Source organism: Streptomyces sp. NPDC048002, assembly GCF_040653275.1.
Lineage (GTDB): Bacteria > Actinomycetota > Actinomycetes > Streptomycetales > Streptomycetaceae > Streptomyces.
In genome coordinates this window covers 168,962-185,714 of sequence record NZ_JBEZNL010000001.1, presented here as the reverse complement: position 1 = coordinate 185,714, position 16,753 = coordinate 168,962, and the positions used below count along the sequence as shown (strand labels likewise).

The window sequence follows — 16,753 nt, the reverse complement described above, 5'->3', positions numbered from 1 at the left end:
AGTCGACGGCTTTGACGACTAGCCAGTAACCGCAGGTCCGGCCGCCACTGTTCACGCATGCCGCACAGGCATACCCTTGATCGCCATGGCACCGACACGAGCCGGCAACACCAGGACGCGTATTCATGTGGTCAGCGACGTGCACGGCAACGCCCGCGACCTGGCCCGCGCCGGTGACGGCGCCGACGCCCTGATCTGCCTGGGCGACCTGGTCCTCTTCCTCGACTACGCCGACCACGCGCGCGGCATCTTCCCCGACCTGTTCGGCTCCGAGGCCGCCGACCGCATCGTCGAGCTGCGCACCGCCCGCCGCTACGACGAGGCACGCGAGTTCGGCGCCCGCCTGTGGGCCGGCATCGGCTCCGACCGCGGCGCGGTCATCGAGAAGGCCGTGCGCAAGCAGTACGCCGAGCTGTTCGCCGCCTTCCCGACACCGACGTACGCCACCTACGGCAATGTCGACATGCCTCCCCTGTGGCCCGAGTACGCCGGACCCGGCACCACCGTGCTGGACGGACAGCGGGCCGAGATCGGCGGCTGGACCTTCGGTTTCGTCGGCGGCGGCCTGCGCACCCCCATGCGCACGCCCTACGAGATCAGCGACGAGGAGTACGCGGCGAAGATCGAGGCGGTCGGCGAGGTCGACGTGCTGTGCACCCACATCCCGCCGGAGGTCCCCGAACTCGTCTACGACACCGTCGCCCGGCGCTTCGAGCGCGGGAGCAGAGCGCTGCTGGAGGCGATCCGGCGCACGCGCCCGCGCTACTCCCTCTTCGGCCACGTCCATCAGCCCCTGGTGCGCCGGATGCGGATCGGCCCGACGGAGTGCGTGAACGTGGGGCACTTCGCCGGGAGCGGGAAGCCATGGGCGCTGGAGTTCGGCGGGTCGGGTGCGCGGTAGCCTTCACGCTGCACACACGTGCGCATGACGCCGTGCGCACGGGTACGACCCACCGGACCGCATCTGGAGGAGCCACGGCGATGGCGGAACACACCAGCTCGAGCATCACGATCGAGGCGGCACCGGCCGACGTCATGGGGGTGATCGCCGACTTCGCCCGCTACCCGGACTGGACCGGCGAGGTGAAGGAGGCGGAGGTACTGGCCACCGACGGCCAGGGCCGCGCCGAGCAGGTGCGTCTGGTGATGGACGCCGGCGCCATCAAGGACGACCAGGTCCTGGCGTACACCTGGACCGGTGAGCACGAGGTGTCCTGGACGCTGGTGAAGTCCCAGATGCTCCGCTCCCTGGACGGCTCGTACCTCCTCAAGCCGGCCGGGACGGGCGCGACCGAGGTCACCTACCTGCTGACCGTCGACGTCAAGATCCCGATGCTCGGCATGATCAAGCGCAAGGCCGAGAAGGTCATCATCGACCGCGCGCTCGCGGGGCTGAAGAAGCGCGTGGAGTCCGCGGCCGCCTAGGCGGCGTTCACGGAGCGGACGGCTCCGGGCCCCTCGGGGACTCCGTTACCGTTCACCCTCATGCGCACCCTCCTGATCACCGGGCCCGGCGGCAGCGGACGGACGACCGTCGCCGCCGCCACCGCGCTCGCCGCCGCCCGCGCCGGCCGTCGCACGCTGCTGCTCGGCGCCGACCGGGCCGACACCCTCGGCGCCGTGCTCGGCGTGGCCACCGGGCCGGAGCCGGTGCGGGTCGAGGAGCGGCTCACGGCCTGGCGGCCGGACGCCGCCGCCGGTTTCCGCGACGACCTCGCGGCCTTCCAGGAACGCGCCACCACCGCCCTCGACCTGCTCGGAGCCTCCCGGCTCGACCCCGAGGAGGTCACCCCGCTGCCCGGCGCCGACGAGCTGACCCTGCTGCGCGCCCTGCGCGACGCCGCGCTCTCCGAGCAGCACGACGTCCTCGTCGTCGACCTCCCCGCCACCCCGCACGCCCTCGCGCTGCTCTCCCTCCCCGAGGAGCTCCGCCGCTATCTGCGCAGGCTGCTCCCGTCCGAACGGCAGGCCGCCCGCGCCCTGCGCCCCGTGCTGGGACGGCTGGCGGGCGTCCCCATGCCCGCCGAGTGGCTGTACGAGACCGCGGCCCGCTGGGACCTGGAACTGGCCGCGGTGGAGGCCGTGGTGGCCGACCCGCGCACCACCGTCCGTCTCGTCGCCGAGCCAGGTCCGGCCGGCGCCGACGCCGTCCGGGACGCCACCCTCGCCCTGGCCCTGCGCGGACTGCGCCCCGACGTCCTGGTGGCCAACCGGACCGCCCCCGAGGACTGGCCCGCCGGGCTCGTCGCCCAGCAGCGCAAGACACTGGAGGAGTGGCGGGACACCCATGACCTGGCCGTCGTCGCGCATCTCGGCCACGACCCCCGGGGCGCCGACGACCTCACCGCGCTCGGCGTCCCGCCCGCCGTCAAGGACGGGTCCGCCCTCACCGACGGGCCCGCCGTCAACGACCGGCCCGCCACCATCGAGTGGCCCGTCACCGACCACCTCGCCGCCGACGGCGTCCTCGTCTGGCACCTCCCCCTGCCCGGCGCCATACGCGACGACCTCGACCTCGTCCGCCGCGGGGACGAACTCGTCGTCACCGCCGGGCCGTTCCGCCGCATCGTGCCGCTGCCGTCCGCCCTGCGCCGCTGCACCGTCGCCGGGGCCGCGCTGCGCGACGGCGAACTGCGCATCCGGTTCGCCCCCGACCCCCGGCTGTGGCCTCAGGACCGGTGAACCCGGTACGCCCGTTCGGGTAACGTCGTAGGGACGAACCGTAGTCAGGAGTCCGTCATGAGCGAAGAGCTCCCGCAGCCCGAGGCCGCCGGCCAGGAGGCGGTCGACGAGGTACGGGCCACCGACGCCGACGCGTGGTCGACGGCGTGCGCCGAGGATCTCGCCTCCGAGCAGGCCCGCCGCCGCGACCAGTACGGCCCGCCCCCCGGCTCCGCCGCCGAGGAGTTCCGCAAGCTCGTCGACGCCGTCGGCGACCGGCTCTCCACGCTCCAGTCGCCGCTGCTCGGAGCGGTCGCCGGACCCGCCGCCCAGCAGGTGGTCAAGCAGGTCGTGCAGCAGGCCAAGGCGGCGATCGAGCCCGTCATCGAGCGCAACCCGGACGTCTTCGACCATCTCGCGGCCGCCGGCAACGAACTCCTCGCCGCCTACCGCTCCGCCGCGCAGGCCCAGGAGCGGCGCTGGACCGCGGGGGACGAGCGGGGCATGGACGAGCGCCGGGACCGGGGGGACGAATCCGGTCCAGGGGAACGCATCGACTTGGATTAAAGCCCCCTCGGGTACGGTTGGCCATAGCGGGGCTCGACCGAACTGAGGGATTCATGGGACTCACCATCGGCGTCGACATCGGCGGTACCAAGATCGCGGCCGGTGTGGTCGACGAGGAAGGCAACATCCTCTCGACCCACAAGGTGCCGACCCCGGGCACGCCCGAGGGCATCGTGGACGCCATCGCCTCCGCCGTGGAAGGCGCGCGCGCCGGGCACGAGATCGTCGGCGTGGGCATCGGAGCCGCCGGGTACGTCAACCGCCAGCGCTCGACGGTCTACTTCGCACCGAACATCGACTGGCGCCAGGAGCCGCTCAAGGAGAAGGTCGAGGCCCGCGTGGGCCTGCCGGTCGTCGTGGAGAACGACGCCAACGCCGCCGCCTGGGGCGAGTACAAGTTCGGCGCGGGCAAGGGCCACCGCAACGTCATCTGCATCACGCTCGGCACCGGCCTCGGCGGCGGCATCATCATCGGCAACAAGCTGCGCCGGGGGCACTTCGGCGTGGCCGCCGAGTTCGGCCACATCCGCATGGTCCCGGACGGCCTGCTCTGCGGCTGCGGCTCGCAGGGCTGCTGGGAGCAGTACGCCTCCGGCCGCGCCCTCGTGCGGTACGCCAAGCAGCGCGCCAACGCCACCCCGGAGCGGGCCGAGGCCCTCCTCGGGCTCGGCGACGGCACCCCCGACGGCATCGAGGGCAAGCACATCTCCATGGCCGCCCGCCAGGGCGACCCGGTGGCGGTCGACTCCTACCGCGAGCTGGCCCGCTGGGCCGGTGCCGGTCTCGCCGACCTCGCCTCCCTCTTCGACCCCTCCGCGTTCATCGTCGGCGGCGGACTCTCCGACGAGGGCGACCTGGTCCTCGACCCGATCCGCAAGTCGTACAAGCGCTGGCTGGTCGGCGGCAACTGGCGGCCGGTGGCCGACGTGATCGCCGCCCAGCTGGGCAACGAGGCGGGCCTGGTGGGCGCCGCGGACCTGGCGCGGGAGCCCGACCCGGTCATGTGACGCGCTGACGGGGGCGCGAGGCCGACGGTCCTCGCGCCCCGAGCATGACGGCGTACATTGATCGACATGGCGTCCGACGGTTCAGCCCTCGTCCGAGTCCTGAGCTACAACGTCCGCTCCCTGCGGGACGACACCCACGCGCTCGCCAAGGTCATCCGGGCCTGCGCACCCGATCTCGTGCTGGTGCAGGAGGCGCCCCGGTTCTTCCGCTGGCGCAAGAAACTGGCCCGGCTGGCCCACGCGGCGGACCTGGTCGTCCTCACCGGCGGCGCCACCGCGGCCGGACCGGCCGTCCTGTGCGGTCTGCGCGCCACCGTCGAGCGCACCGAGGACGTCCTCCTCCCGCTCACCCCCGGACAGCACCGGCGCGGCTTCGCCACCGGCGTCGTCCGCCTCGGCGGCGCCCGGCTGGGGGTCCTCAGCTGCCACCTCGGCCTCCAGAAGCAGGAGCGCTACGAGCAGGCCGGGATGCTCCTGGACCGGCTGGCCGGAATGGGCGTGGACCACGCCGTCGCCGGCGGCGACCTCAACGAACGCCCGGGCGGCCGTACCTTCGGCCGGCTCACCGGGACCCTCCAGGACTGCTGGGCCGCCGCCCCCAGCGGCGGTGAGCACACCTGGACGCGGACCGGGCCGCACAGCCGGATCGACGCGATCTTCGCCACCCCGGGCATCGAGGTCCTCGGCTGCGGGGTGCCCCTGGACCTGCCCGGGGTCACGGACGCGGACCTGAGGGCGGCCACCGACCATCTGCCGGTCCTGGCCGCCCTCAGAGTCCCGGCCGTCCCGGCCACCACCCGCTAGACGACCGCGCCCCGCCCGGGGTCGTCGTCGTCCTCGTCGTGCGGGCGCATCCGCATCACCAGCGTGGCGAAACCGCCCAGGAAGCCGCCGATGCCGAGCGTCGTCAGCCACCACGTCATGTCCCAGCCGAGCAGCACGGCGAGCAGCAGCAGTATCGGACCGCCGAGCACCGCCAGCCACGCGAACTTCGCGGTGGTGTCCGCGGCGGGCAGCGGCTCCGGCTCCGGCGGGACGAAGTGGCCCTCGTCGTCCTCGTCCAGGTCCTCCTCGGACGGCTCGGGCGCGCTGTAGTCGCGCGGGCCGACCCCCGGCGCGAAGGTCACGGAGCCGCCCAGGGGCGTGGCCGGCTGCTTCTCCTCCGGCTGCTCGTCGTCGTCGGTCTCGACGTTGGGCTCGACCTCCAGCAGCGCGAGGTCCTCCACCGACTTGAACGGCTTGCTGCCCGGCGGGTCCGGCGGCTCGTCGCCGTACCCGGCGACGATGGCCTGCCACGCGGCGTCCTCGTCGAAACGGGCGCCCTGGTCGTCCGGCTCGCGATCCTCGCGGTCGGAGTCGTGCTCAGCCACCTACGGCCGTCCCTTCCTTGCCGAGACTGGGGGCGAGCCGGGTCATGAACGCGTGGCTCTCCGCGAAGATCCGGTCCGCGTCATGGTCCAACGTCGCCACGTGGTAGCTCTGTTCCAGCACGATCTCCGTGACGTCCGTCGAGGAGACCCGGCCGAGCACCCGGGCCGAGTCCGCCGGCGGCACCACATGGTCCTGGGGGCTGTGCAGGAGCAGCAGGGGCTGGGTGACCTGCGGCAGCTCGCCGTCGACCCGCCGCAGGAAGTTCCGCAGCGAGTGGGCCGCGTGCAGCGGCACCCGGTCGTAGCCGACCTCCTCGCTGCCCTCCTTGGCGATGTCGCTGGCGATGCCCTTGGTCGAGCGGACGAGGTGCCGGGCCACCGGGAGGGCGCGTGCGGCGGCGCCGTGCACCTTGTTGGCGGGGTTGACCACGACCACGCCGTCGATCGCGTCGCCGTGCTTGGCCGCCAGCCTGAGCGCCAGCGCGCCGCCCATCGACAGCCCCACCACGAAGAGATACGAGGAGCGCTCGCGCAGGGCGGTCAGCTCGCGGTCCACCTCCGCGTACCAGTCCTGCCAGCCGGTGAGCTGGAGGTCCTCCCAGCGGGTGCCGTGCCCGGGCAGCAGCGGGAGCGAGACGGTCAGACCCCGCGCGGCGAGGTACTCCGCCCAGGGGCGCAGGGACTGCGGGGAACCCGTGAAGCCGTGGCAGAGGAGCACCGAGACCTCGCCGCCCTCGTGGCGGTACGGCTCGGCTCCAGGAAGGACCGGCACCTTCGGTCTCCTGTTCATGAGGTCGGTTACAGGTACTTCACCGTACGCGACCGCACTGACACCGACCAGGGTCGTCGGGGTCTTTGGCGGCGCTCCGGGTTAAGGTCTGATCGACAGACACAGGAGGCACTCGGTTGTTGTACGGCGCGATGAAGGTCGCTGTTGGGGGACCGCTCAAGGTTGCGTTCAGACCATGGGTGGAGGGCCTGGAGAACATTCCCGCCGAGGGCCCGGCGATCCTGGCGAGCAACCACCTCTCCTTCTCGGACTCGTTCTTCCTGCCCGCGGTCCTGGACCGCAAGGTCACGTTCATCGCGAAGGCCGAGTACTTCACCACCCCCGGGGTCAAGGGCCGGCTGACGGCCGCGTTCTTCAAGGGCGTGGGCCAGCTCCCGGTGGACCGCTCGGGGGCGCGCGGCGCGGGCGAGGCGGCGATCAGGAGCGGCATAGACGTGCTGGAGCGTGGTGAGCTGTTCGGGATCTACCCCGAGGGCACCCGCTCGCCCGACGGGCGGCTCTACCGGGGCAAGCCCGGCGGCCTGGCGCGCGTGGCGCTGGCCACGGGTGCGCCGGTCATCCCCGTCGCCATGATCGACACCGAGAAGATCCAGCCGCCGGGGAAGGTCGTCCCGAAGCTGATGCGTCCGGGCATCCGGATCGGCAAGCCGCTGGACTTCGGCCGCTACCAGGGCATGGAGCACGACCGCTTCGTGCTGCGCGCGGTGACCGACGAGGTCATGTACGAGATCATGCAGCTCTCCGGCCAGGAGTACGTCGACATCTACGCCACCGCGGCCAAGCGGCAGATCGCGGAGGCGGCCAAGGCCGAGAAGGAGGCGGAGAAGGCGGCGAAGGCCGCCCTCGCCAAGGCCGACCAGGACCAGGCGGACAAGGACCGGGCGGACAAGGACCGGGCGGACAAGGACCAGGCCGACAAGAACCAGGCCGACAAGGACCGCTCCGAGTCCTAGACACGGGGCGGGTGGTGACACGGGGGCGGGGCAGTGGCGAGGCGTGAGCGCGTGCTGAGGATGTCGGTCGAGCAGCCGCTGTGGCGCGCGCTCATGGGATACCGGGTCCTCACCCTGCTGTACGCGGTCGGCCTGTTCGTCAGCGCCTACGACGAGTTCGCCCGCCCCTGGGTCGCCATCGGCTACTTCGCCGTACTGACCGTGTGGACCTTCGCCACCCTGCCCCGGGTCGCGAACGCCGCCGCCTGCGGCAGGCGGTTCCTCGCCGCGGACCTCACCATCGCGCTGGCCGGCATCCTGCTGACCCGGGTCGCGGACTCGGCCGCGCACATCGAGGCGGGCAGCCCGACACTGCCGTCGATCTGGACCGCCGGCTCGGTGCTGGCCTTCGCCATCAAGGGCGGCTGGCGCTGGGCCGCCTTCGCCTCGACCCTGGTCGCCGTCGCCAACCTGGTGCACCGCGGCTCCCCGACCCGGGACACCGTGCACGCGGTGATCCTGGTCTGGGTCGCCTCCATCGCCATCGGCTACGTCGTCGAGGTCGCCCGCGCCTCCGAGCGCACCCTCGCCCGCGCCCTGGAGATCGAGGCCGCGACCCGCGAACGCGAGCGGCTCGCCCGGGACATCCACGACAGCGTCCTCCAGGTGCTCGCCATGGTGCAGCGGCGCGGCGCCGTCATCGGCGGCGAGGCGGCCGAACTGGGCCGGCTGGCCGGGGAGCAGGAGGTGGCGCTGCGCACGCTGGTCTCCGGCGGCCTGACACCCGTCTCCCGCGCCTCGGAGGACGCGGCCGAGGGCGCGGTCGTCCGGGCCGTGGAGGAGCCGGACGGCGACGGGCCGCTGGACCTGCGCGCGCTGCTCGCCCCGTACGCCGCCTCCCGGGTCAGCCTCGCCGAGCCCGGCGCGCCGGTGGAACTCCCGCCGGCCGCCGCGCGGGAGCTGGCCGCGGCGGTGGGAGCGGCACTGGACAATGTCCGCAGGCACGCGGGCGAGCAGGCACGGGCGTGGATCCTGGTGGAGGACGAGCCGGACGAGGTCGTGGTGACCGTCCGGGACGACGGACCGGGTATCCCCGAGGGCCGGCTCGCGCAGGCCGAGGGGGAGGGGCGGCTCGGGGTCGCCCAGTCCATCCGGGGCCGGCTGCGGGACCTCGGGGGCAGCGCGGAGCTGATCTCGGTCCCCGGCCAGGGCACCGAAGTCGAACTGAAGGTACCGAAGCAGAGGTCCCGGGGGATCCGATGAGCGAGCAGCAGAGCACGCAGATCAAGGTCATGGTGGTCGACGACCACCCGATGTGGCGGGACGCCGTCGCCCGTGACCTCGCCGAGGCCGGGTTCGACGTGGTCGCCACGGCGGGCGACGGCGAGCAGGCGGTGCGCCGGGCCAAGGCCGCGGGGCCCGACGTCCTGGTCCTCGACCTCAACCTGCCCGCCAAGCCCGGCGTCCAGGTCTGCAAGGAACTCGTCGCCCACCACCCCGCGCTGCGCGTCCTGGTGCTGTCCGCGAGCGGGGAGCACGCCGACGTGCTGGAGGCGGTGAAGTCGGGCGCCACCGGCTATCTGCTGAAGTCGGCCTCCACGGAGGAACTGCTGGACGCGGTCCGCCGTACCGCCGTCGGCGACCCGGTGTTCACCCCGGGGCTGGCCGGTCTCGTCCTCGGTGAGTACCGCCGCCTCGCCTCCGAGCCCGCGCCCGCCGACCGGGACGCGGACCGGCCCGGCGCCCCCCAGCTCACCGACCGGGAGACCGAGGTGCTGCGCCTGGTCGCCAAGGGTCTGAGCTACAAGCAGATCGCCGAACGCCTCGTCATCTCCCACCGCACGGTGCAGAACCACGTCCAGAACACCCTCGGCAAGCTGCAACTGCACAACCGGGTGGAGCTCGTCCGTTACGCCATAGAGCGCGGACTGGACGACGCCTAGCGCACGCGGTAGCCCGAACGCCCCACGTTTTCACCGGAATGCCGCACCGACCCATCCCGAAGTGACCTGGATCACTATTAGCGTGGCCTCACCAGGAAACCGCGGCGAAGGGACAATTCCATGCGGGTCGGAGTACTGACCGGAGGCGGCGACTGCCCCGGTCTCAACGCCGTCATCCGGGCCATCGTCCGCAAGGGCGTCCAAGAGTACGGCTACGACTTCACCGGCTTCCGGGACGGCTGGCGCGGTCCGCTCGACGGCGACACCGTACGTCTCGACATCCCCGCCGTACGCGGCATCCTGCCCCGCGGCGGCACCATCCTCGGCTCCTCGCGCACCAACCCCCTCCAGCAGGAGGACGGTATCCGGCGGATCAAGGACAACCTGGCCAAGCAGGAGGTGGGCGCGCTCATCACGATCGGCGGCGAGGACACCCTCGGGGTCGCCGCCCGGCTGTCGGACGAGTACGGCGTGCCCTGCGTCGGCGTCCCCAAGACCATCGACAACGACCTCTCCGCCACCGACTACACCTTCGGCTTCGACACGGCCGTCGGTATCGCCACCGAGGCCATCGACCGGCTGCACACCACCGCCGAGTCCCACATGCGGGTCCTCGTGGTCGAGGTGATGGGCCGCCACGCCGGCTGGATCGCCCTCCACTCCGGTCTCGCGGGCGGCGCCAACGTCATCCTCATCCCCGAGCAGCGCTTCGACATCGAGAAGGTGTGCGCCTGGGTGACCTCCCGCTTCAAGGCCTCCTACGCGCCCATCGTGGTCGTCTCCGAGGGCGCCATGCCGAGGGACGGGGACATGGTCCTCAAGGACGAGTCGCTGGACGCCTTCGGGCACGTCCGGCTCTCCGGGGTCGGCGAGTGGCTCGCCAAGGAGATCGAGAAGCGCACCGGCAAGGAGGCCCGCACGACCGTCCTCGGGCACGTGCAGCGCGGCGGCACCCCGAGCGCCTTCGACCGCTGGCTCGCCACCCGCTTCGGCCTGCACGCCATCGAGGCGGTCCGGGACGGCGACTTCGGCAAGATGGTCGCCCTGCGCGGCACGGACATCGTCCGGGTCCCGATCGGGGAGGCGACGGCACGGCTGAAGACGGTTGACCCCGCCCTGTACGACGAGGTCGGCGTCTTCTTCGGCTGATCCGGCGGCGCCCCGCGTACGGCCGTAGTGTGGCCCGTAGCCGACCGGAACGGGAGCAGTCGTGGAGATTCTCGCCTTCGGGGTCCAGGCCGAGGAGAAGCCCCTGATCGAGCGGGCTTTCGCCGGCCATCACGACGTCCGCTGCCTGGACGTCTTCCTGAGCGAGGACACCGCGCCCATCGCGGCCGGCTACGAGGCCGTCTCCACCAGCGTCAACGCCGACCTCGGCGCCCGCGTCCTGGAGACCCTCGCGGCCGGCGGCACCCGCATGGTCGCCCAGCGGTCCACCGGGTTCAACAACATCGACCTCGCCGTCGCCGAACGGCTCGGCATGACCGTCGCCCGCGTGTCGTACTACTCGCCCTACTCCGTCGCCGAGTTCGCCTGGACCCTCGCCATGGCGGTCAACCGCCGGATCGTACGGGCCTCCACCCGCACCCGGGACTTCGACTTCCGGCTCGACGGCCTGATGGGCCGCGACATGCACGGCCGCACCGCGGGCGTCCTCGGCACCGGGAAGATCGGCGAGGCGTTCGCCCGGATCGCCCACGGCTTCGGCATGCGGCTGCTCGGCTGGGACGTCGCCGAGAACCCCGCCTGCATGGAACTCGGCATGAAGTACGTCTCCAAGGACCAGCTCCTCGCCGAGTCCGACCTGGTCAGCCTGCACGTCCCGCTGATGCCCGAGACGTACCGGCTGATCGACGCGGACGCCCTGAGGGAGATGCGGGACGACGCGATCCTGGTGAACTCCAGCCGCGGCGGCCTGATCGACACCGCGGCCCTGGTCACCGAGTTGCGCGCCGGCCGCTTCACCGGCGTCGGCCTCGACGTCTACGAGGCGGAGGCGGGCCTGTTCTTCCTCGACAAGTCGCTGGAGGCGGTCGAGGACGACACCCTGGCCCGCCTGGTCACCTTCCCGAACGTCCTGGTCACCTCCCACCAGGCGTACTACACCGAGGACGCCGTCGGCCAGATCGTCGACGCCACGGTGCGCAACGTCCGGGACTACGTGGCCGGCCGGCTCTCCGAGAACGTGCTGGTGCCCCGCAACTGAGCCATCAGCTCCCGGACGATCGCGGCGCCGTTCAGCGTCAGCACCGACTCGGGGTGGAACTGCACCCCGGCGAAGCCGGGCCCGCGCAGCGCGTGCACCTCGTGCGTGGCGCCGCGGCCGACCTCGACGCCGTGCGCGGCCAGCTCCCCGGCCGCCTCGTCGTCGCAGCGGGCCACGAAGCTGTTGTAGAAGCCGACGGTCTCCGGCCGCCCGAACAGGTCCACCGTCGTCTGCGCGCCCTGGTACGGCACCTCCTTGCGGACGATCTCCAGACCCAGCTCGGCCGCGATCAGCTCGTGCCCGAGGCAGACCCCGAGGACCCCGTGCCGGTGCTCCCGGATCACCGTCGCGGCCAGCTCCCGCAGGAACCGCATCTTCGCGTCGGCCCGGTCCCCGGGATCGCCCGGACCCGGGCCGAGGACGACCGGGCCCTCGTGGGCGAGGACCGCCTCCCGCAGCCCCGGCTCGTCGTAGCGCCGTACGGTCACCTCCAGGCCGCTCGCCCGCAGGACGTGCGCGAGCATCGCGGTGAAGGTGTCCTCCCCGTCGACCACCAGGGCGTGCCCGGACAGGTCTCCGGACCGCTCCTGCATCCGCAGCCAGAACGGGGCGAGCGAGGCCCGCCGCCCGTCCAGCGCGGCCCGCACCCGGGGATCGTCGGCCAGCCGCGGCCGCACGGCCCCGGCGTCGGCCCGGCCCTCGCGCACACCCAGCGCGGCCAGCACCCCCGCGGCCTTCGCATGGGTCTCGGCGACCTCGCCCGCCGGGTCCGAACCGCGTACGAGCGTCGCGCCGACCGGGACCCGCAGCCGTCCGTCGCGGGAGATGTCGGCGGTGCGGATCAGGATGGGGGAGTCCAGGGTCGGGGCGTCACCCGAGTCCCGGCCGAGCAGGGCCAGCGCGCCTCCGTAGTAGCCGCGCCCGCCGCTCTCGTACCGCTCGATGACCCGGCAGGCGTTCTGCACGGGCGAGCCGGTGACGGTGGCCGCGAACATGGTCTCCCGCAGCACCTCCCGCACATCCAGCGAGGACCGGCCGCGCAGTTCGTACTCGGTGTGCGCGAGGTGCGCCATCTCCTTCAGCCGGGGCCCCACCACGACCCCGCCCATGTCGCCGACGGTGCACATCATCTTCAGCTCCTCGTCGACGACCATCGACAGCTCCTCGATCTCCTTGCCGTCGGCGAGGAAGCCGAGCAGGTGCTCCGGGGTCGGCCCCTCGGCGGGGTAGCGGTAGGTGCCGCTGATCGGGTTCATGACGACCGTGCCGCCGGACATCCGGACGTGCACCTCGGGGCTGGCGCCGACCAGCGTGCGCTCCCCGGTGTCCACCACGAAGGTCCAGTACGCCCCCCGCTCGCCCACCAGCAGCCGCCGGAACAGGGCCAGGGCGTCGGCCCGGGAGAAGCCCGGGATCCGTCCCCCGTAGGTCCGCCGGATCACGAAGTTCGCGCCCTCGCCGCTGCCGATCTCCTCGCGCAGCACCCGCCCGACGGTCCGTGAGTACTCCTCGTCGGACACGTCGAAGGCGCCCTCCTCGACCCGCACCTGGTGCGCCGGGAGCTGCGCCAGGGCCTCGGCGAGCGGGAGGGTGAAGGACTCCTCGGGGACGAGCGCGGTCAGCGGGGTGCCGTCGTCGCGGACGTCGAAGCCGCGCTCGCGGATCTGCCGGAACGGGACGAGCGCCAGGGCCTCGTCGGGCAGGTCGGCGAGGCGGTCGTGGTCGGTGACCTGGCCGACCAGCACCTCGATCAGGTCGTGGTCGTGCCCCGGGGTGCGGCGGCGCAGCAGGGCGAACGGGCGGGGATCGTCGAGCAGGTCCAGCAGCTGCATGGGTCCGTCTTCCTTCTCACTGGAGAGGAACGGGCCCCGGACACACCGAAGGCCGCCCCTCGGGCGGCCTTCGCGAAGTTCTTCGTACGCGCAGTCAGCGGGCCGCCGGATGAGCGGTCCACCACCAGGTCTGGATCGAGTGCGCGAACATGCCAGGCACCCTACCCCAGACGCGGTGTCCGAGTAGTGCGTCGCGTGTCTCAATTGGTGGTCATGGGGCTGGACGCCCGACACGACCCCGTAATGTTGAGGGCGTGACCGTGAACGCTAAGACCAGCGCGAGCGCTGGCAACACCTGGCGAAACCTGCCCGCGGCGCAGCAGCCCGAGTACCCCGACACCGAGGCTCTGCGCGCAGTGATCGCGGACCTCGAGTCGTATCCGCCGCTCGTCTTCGCGGGCGAGTGCGACCAGCTGCGCGCCCGGATGGCGGCCGTCGCCAAGGGAGAGGCGTTCCTCCTCCAGGGCGGCGACTGCGCCGAGGCATTCGACGCGGTGTCCGCCGACCACATCCGCAACAAGCTCAAGACCCTCCTCCAGATGGGCGCCGTGCTGACGTACGCCGCCTCGGTGCCGGTCGTGAAGGTCGGCCGGATCGCCGGCCAGTACTCCAAGCCGCGCTCCAAGCCGACCGAGACCCGCGACGGTGTGACGCTCCCCACCTACCGGGGCGACTCCGTCAACGGCTTCGACTTCACCGAGGAGTCCCGCGTCCCGGACCCCGAGCGGCTGAAGCGGATGTACAACGCCTCCGCCTCCACGCTCAACCTGGTGCGCGCCTTCACCACCGGCGGCTACGCCGACCTGCGCCAGGTGCACGCCTGGAACCAGGACTTCGTGAAGTCCTCGCCCTCCGGCCAGCGCTACGAGCAGCTCGCCCGCGAGATCGACAACGCGCTGAACTTCATGCACGCCTGCGGGGCCGACCCGGAGGAGTTCAAGACGGTCGAGTTCTTCTCCTCGCACGAGGCGCTGCTGCTCGACTACGAGTCCGCGCTCACCCGCGTCGACTCCCGCACCGGCCAGCTCTACGACGTCTCCGGCCACATGGTGTGGATCGGTGAGCGCACCCGGCAGCTGGACCACGCGCACATCGAGTTCGCCTCGAAGATCCGCAACCCGATCGGCATCAAGCTCGGCCCGACCACGACGGCCGAGGAGGCGCTCCAGTACATCGAGCGCCTGGACCCCGACCGCGAGCCGGGCCGGCTGACCTTCATCGTCCGGATGGGCGCCGACAAGGTCCGCGACAAGCTGCCCGAGCTGATCGAGAAGGTCACCGCCTCCGGTGCCACCGTGGCCTGGGTGACCGACCCGATGCACGGCAACACCTTCGAGGCGGCCTCCGGCCACAAGACCCGGCGCTTCGACGACGTGCTCGACGAGGTCAAGGGCTTCTTCGAGGTCCACAAGTCGCTCGGCACCCACCCGGGCGGCATCCATGTCGAGCTGACCGGTGACGATGTCACCGAGTGCGTGGGCGGCGGCGACGAGATCTTCGTCGACGACCTGCACCAGCGCTACGAGACGGCCTGCGACCCCCGCCTGAACCGCAGCCAGTCTCTTGACCTGGCCTTCCTGGTCGCCGAGATGTACAGGGACCAGTAGCCGGTTCGGTTGTTACACAGGAGCACAGTGGGGCGCGGATCACATACGATCCGCGCCCCACTCCACTTTTACGGCTCCTGTGGGCCGGGTAAGGTTAGGTTAGCCTCACCGATCAATCGGGACGGGCACCACGAATTGATCCCGGCGGGAGGTGAACCGCGTGTACGTCTGCAGTTGCTTCGGCATCACCGAGCAGCAGGTGAAGAAGCATGCCGAGGGCGGTGCCTGCACCCCTCGCCAGATAGCCTCGGCCTGCAAGGCGGGCACCGACTGCGGTTCGTGCGTGCGGAGGATCCAGGCACTGCTGGGCCGGGGCGCGTGCCCCCGCCGCGAGCTGGCCGACCAGGGCCGCCCGGTCCTCACCGAGCTGGAGAAGCTCGACGAAGCCGCCTGAGCGTTAGCTCGGCTGCTCGATCTGCTGGGCCAGGTAGAGCGCCTCACCGAGGGACTCGATGAGCTCCAGCTGGGTGTCGAGGTAGTCGATGTGGTGCTCCTCGTCCTCCAGGATCTCCTCGAAGATGTTCGCGGACGTGATGTCGCCCTTGTTGCGCATCACCTCGATGCCGCGCTTGAGGCGGTCGATCGCCTCCACCTCGACCTGGCGGTCCGCCTGGAACATCTCGGTCACCGTCTGGCCGACCCGGACGTGGAAGAGCCGCTGGTAGTTGGGCAGACCGTCCAGCATCAGGATGCGCTCGGTGAGCTTGTCCGCGTGCTTCATCTCGTCGATGGATTCTTCACGCGTGTACTTGGCGAGCTTGGTCCAGCCCTTGTTGTCCTGGATGCGGTAGTGCAGCCAGTACTGGTTGATCGCCGTGAGCTCGCCGGTGAGCTGCTCGTTGAGGAATTCGATGACCTCGGGGTCGCCCTGCATCGCAGAGGCTCCTTCCAGGGGATACGGGAGAACTGGCGGGTTCGGCCGCATCCTTGCACCGGTCTCGAAGATCGTCCAGTAAGTCTCCACTTAGTAAGTTAGTGCATGCTTAGTCCAACTTGTTCCGATATGGGATGCGGCTGGTCAGGTGCACTGCCTCGGGTCTGTCAGGATGGAGGCATGGGTCAGCCGGTTCAGAGCGCATCAGGAGGAGCGGAACAGCCGGAGCTTCCGCCGGGGCAGCGACTCCAGCGCGGCTGGCCGGTCACCCATTACGGACCCGTTCCCAAGTTCCGCCCCGAGCGCTGGGAGTTCAGGGTCTTCGGCGCCACCGCCGACAGCGAGAAGCACTGCTGGAACCACGAGGAGTTCGCGGCCCTGCCGTACACCAGCGTGGTGGCCGATCTGCACTGCGTGACCAAGTTCAGCATGCTCGGCGCCGAGTGGGGCGGGATCCCCGCGCGGACCGTCCTGGAGCTGGCCCCGCCCGCCGAGTCCGTCACCCATGTGATGGTGTGGGCGGAGTACGGCTTCAGCTCCAACCTCCGGCTCGCCGACTTCGCCGCCGAGCGGACCATCTTCGCCACCCACAAGGACGGCGAGCTGCTCACCGCCGAACACGGCTTCCCGCTCCGCCTGGTCGTGCCCCACCTCTACGCCTGGAAGGGCCCCAAGTGGGTCCGGGGCGTGGAGTACATGACCGCCGACCGGCGCGGCTTCTGGGAGGAGCGCGGCTACCACAACATCGGTGACCCCTGGAAGGAACAGCGCTACTCCTACCAGGAGGAGCCGGGCGACGGCCCCGAACTCTGACCTTCCCTAGGGCGTGTTTCGAAAGTCCCGCCTGCCCTGCGACGCCTGGCACGCACGCTCGCCGCGTTGCCGAAACGCCCGAATAGCTCCGCTATTAGGGCGCTCCGGCGCCTTGCGTTCGCACGCACCAGACGCCGCAGGGCCCGCCCTT

19 protein-coding genes are annotated in these 16,753 nt (G+C 71.6%); 14 read left to right on the top strand and 5 right to left on the bottom strand.

Annotated features, from left to right (window positions below; genetic code table 11):
* Positions 1-85 precede the first annotated feature (85 nt).
* From AB0E07_RS00855 to AB0E07_RS00830, 6 genes are all read left to right on the top strand, one after another.
* A complete protein-coding gene (locus tag AB0E07_RS00855; protein WP_362244928.1) occupies positions 86-901 on the top strand; it encodes a metallophosphoesterase in 816 nt (271 codons plus the stop codon).
* 80 nt (positions 902-981) lie between these two features.
* Entirely contained in the window at positions 982-1,425 is a 444-nt protein-coding gene (locus AB0E07_RS00850; protein ID WP_362244926.1) for an SRPBCC family protein, read from the top strand.
* A 60-nt stretch (positions 1,426-1,485) separates the two neighbouring features.
* Complete coding sequence (locus AB0E07_RS00845; protein ID WP_362244924.1) at positions 1,486-2,682, top strand: ArsA-related P-loop ATPase; 1,197 nt, start codon at positions 1,486-1,488, stop codon at positions 2,680-2,682.
* Between the two features lie 57 nt (positions 2,683-2,739).
* Positions 2,740-3,228: a DUF5304 domain-containing protein gene (locus tag AB0E07_RS00840; RefSeq protein ID WP_362244922.1), complete on the top strand. Its 489-nt coding sequence runs from the start codon at positions 2,740-2,742 to the stop codon at positions 3,226-3,228.
* Positions 3,229-3,281: 53 nt separating this feature from the next.
* Positions 3,282-4,235, top strand: coding sequence for an ROK family glucokinase (locus AB0E07_RS00835; RefSeq protein ID WP_351926645.1), 954 nt, complete (start codon positions 3,282-3,284; stop codon positions 4,233-4,235).
* Positions 4,236-4,301: 66 nt separating this feature from the next.
* Positions 4,302-5,039 carry an endonuclease/exonuclease/phosphatase family protein gene (locus AB0E07_RS00830; protein WP_362244919.1) on the top strand — a complete coding sequence of 246 codons (738 nt, stop codon included), beginning with the start codon at positions 4,302-4,304 and terminating at the stop codon, positions 5,037-5,039.
* Here the strand turns inward: AB0E07_RS00830 and AB0E07_RS00825 are convergent.
* Both AB0E07_RS00825 and AB0E07_RS00820 read right to left on the bottom strand, forming a co-directional pair.
* Positions 5,036-5,605 (bottom strand): hypothetical protein, encoded by a 570-nt coding sequence (locus AB0E07_RS00825; RefSeq protein WP_362244917.1) that lies wholly within the window; start codon positions 5,603-5,605, stop codon positions 5,036-5,038. The genes AB0E07_RS00830 and AB0E07_RS00825 overlap by 4 nt on opposite strands.
* The gene (locus tag AB0E07_RS00820; RefSeq protein ID WP_362244915.1) at positions 5,598-6,377 is read right to left on the bottom strand and encodes an alpha/beta fold hydrolase; all 780 of its coding nucleotides are present in this window, start codon (positions 6,375-6,377) and stop codon (positions 5,598-5,600) included. The genes AB0E07_RS00825 and AB0E07_RS00820 overlap by 8 nt, the downstream gene beginning before the upstream one ends.
* Before the next feature lie 149 nt (positions 6,378-6,526).
* Here AB0E07_RS00820 and AB0E07_RS00815 point away from each other — a divergent pair, with 149 nt between their 5' ends.
* The 5 genes from AB0E07_RS00815 (at position 6,527) to AB0E07_RS00795 (ending at position 11,476) form a co-directional block, all read left to right on the top strand.
* On the top strand, positions 6,527-7,348 hold the full coding sequence (locus AB0E07_RS00815; RefSeq protein WP_362245729.1) for a lysophospholipid acyltransferase family protein: 822 nt from the start codon (positions 6,527-6,529) through the stop codon (positions 7,346-7,348).
* Between the two features lie 33 nt (positions 7,349-7,381).
* The gene (locus tag AB0E07_RS00810) at positions 7,382-8,590 is read left to right on the top strand and encodes a DUF5931 domain-containing protein (protein ID WP_362244913.1); all 1,209 of its coding nucleotides are present in this window, start codon (positions 7,382-7,384) and stop codon (positions 8,588-8,590) included.
* Complete coding sequence (locus AB0E07_RS00805; RefSeq protein WP_362244911.1) at positions 8,587-9,270, top strand: response regulator transcription factor; 684 nt, start codon at positions 8,587-8,589, stop codon at positions 9,268-9,270. The genes AB0E07_RS00810 and AB0E07_RS00805 overlap by 4 nt, the downstream gene beginning before the upstream one ends.
* A gap of 120 nt (positions 9,271-9,390) precedes the next feature.
* Positions 9,391-10,419 (top strand): 6-phosphofructokinase, encoded by a 1,029-nt coding sequence (locus AB0E07_RS00800; RefSeq protein ID WP_362244909.1) that lies wholly within the window; start codon positions 9,391-9,393, stop codon positions 10,417-10,419.
* Between the two features lie 61 nt (positions 10,420-10,480).
* Positions 10,481-11,476, top strand: a complete 996-nt coding sequence (locus AB0E07_RS00795) for a 2-hydroxyacid dehydrogenase (protein ID WP_362244907.1) — start codon at positions 10,481-10,483, stop codon at positions 11,474-11,476.
* Here AB0E07_RS00795 and AB0E07_RS00790 read toward each other — a convergent pair.
* Together AB0E07_RS00790 and AB0E07_RS00785 are read right to left on the bottom strand one after the other, a co-directional pair.
* A complete protein-coding gene (locus AB0E07_RS00790; protein WP_362244905.1) occupies positions 11,428-13,308 on the bottom strand; it encodes an anthranilate synthase family protein in 1,881 nt (626 codons plus the stop codon). The genes AB0E07_RS00795 and AB0E07_RS00790 overlap by 49 nt on opposite strands.
* Before the next feature lie 94 nt (positions 13,309-13,402).
* Entirely contained in the window at positions 13,403-13,459 is a 57-nt protein-coding gene (locus tag AB0E07_RS00785; protein WP_078602827.1) for a trp operon leader peptide, read from the bottom strand.
* A 103-nt stretch (positions 13,460-13,562) separates the two neighbouring features.
* On the opposite strand from AB0E07_RS00785, the gene AB0E07_RS00780 reads away from it, so the two are divergent.
* Positions 13,563-14,915: a class II 3-deoxy-7-phosphoheptulonate synthase gene (locus tag AB0E07_RS00780; RefSeq protein ID WP_362244903.1), complete on the top strand. Its 1,353-nt coding sequence runs from the start codon at positions 13,563-13,565 to the stop codon at positions 14,913-14,915.
* A gap of 151 nt (positions 14,916-15,066) precedes the next feature.
* Complete coding sequence (locus tag AB0E07_RS00775) at positions 15,067-15,309, top strand: (2Fe-2S)-binding protein (protein ID WP_362244901.1); 243 nt, start codon at positions 15,067-15,069, stop codon at positions 15,307-15,309.
* Positions 15,310-15,312: 3 nt separating this feature from the next.
* Here AB0E07_RS00775 and bfr read toward each other — a convergent pair whose 3' ends face one another.
* Positions 15,313-15,789 (bottom strand): bacterioferritin, encoded by a 477-nt coding sequence (gene bfr / locus AB0E07_RS00770; RefSeq protein ID WP_351926666.1) that lies wholly within the window; start codon positions 15,787-15,789, stop codon positions 15,313-15,315.
* A 180-nt stretch (positions 15,790-15,969) separates the two neighbouring features.
* Between bfr and AB0E07_RS00765 the strand changes: the two genes are divergently transcribed.
* Complete coding sequence (locus AB0E07_RS00765; RefSeq protein ID WP_362244898.1) at positions 15,970-16,602, top strand: sulfite oxidase-like oxidoreductase; 633 nt, start codon at positions 15,970-15,972, stop codon at positions 16,600-16,602.
* Positions 16,603-16,753 lie beyond the last annotated feature (151 nt).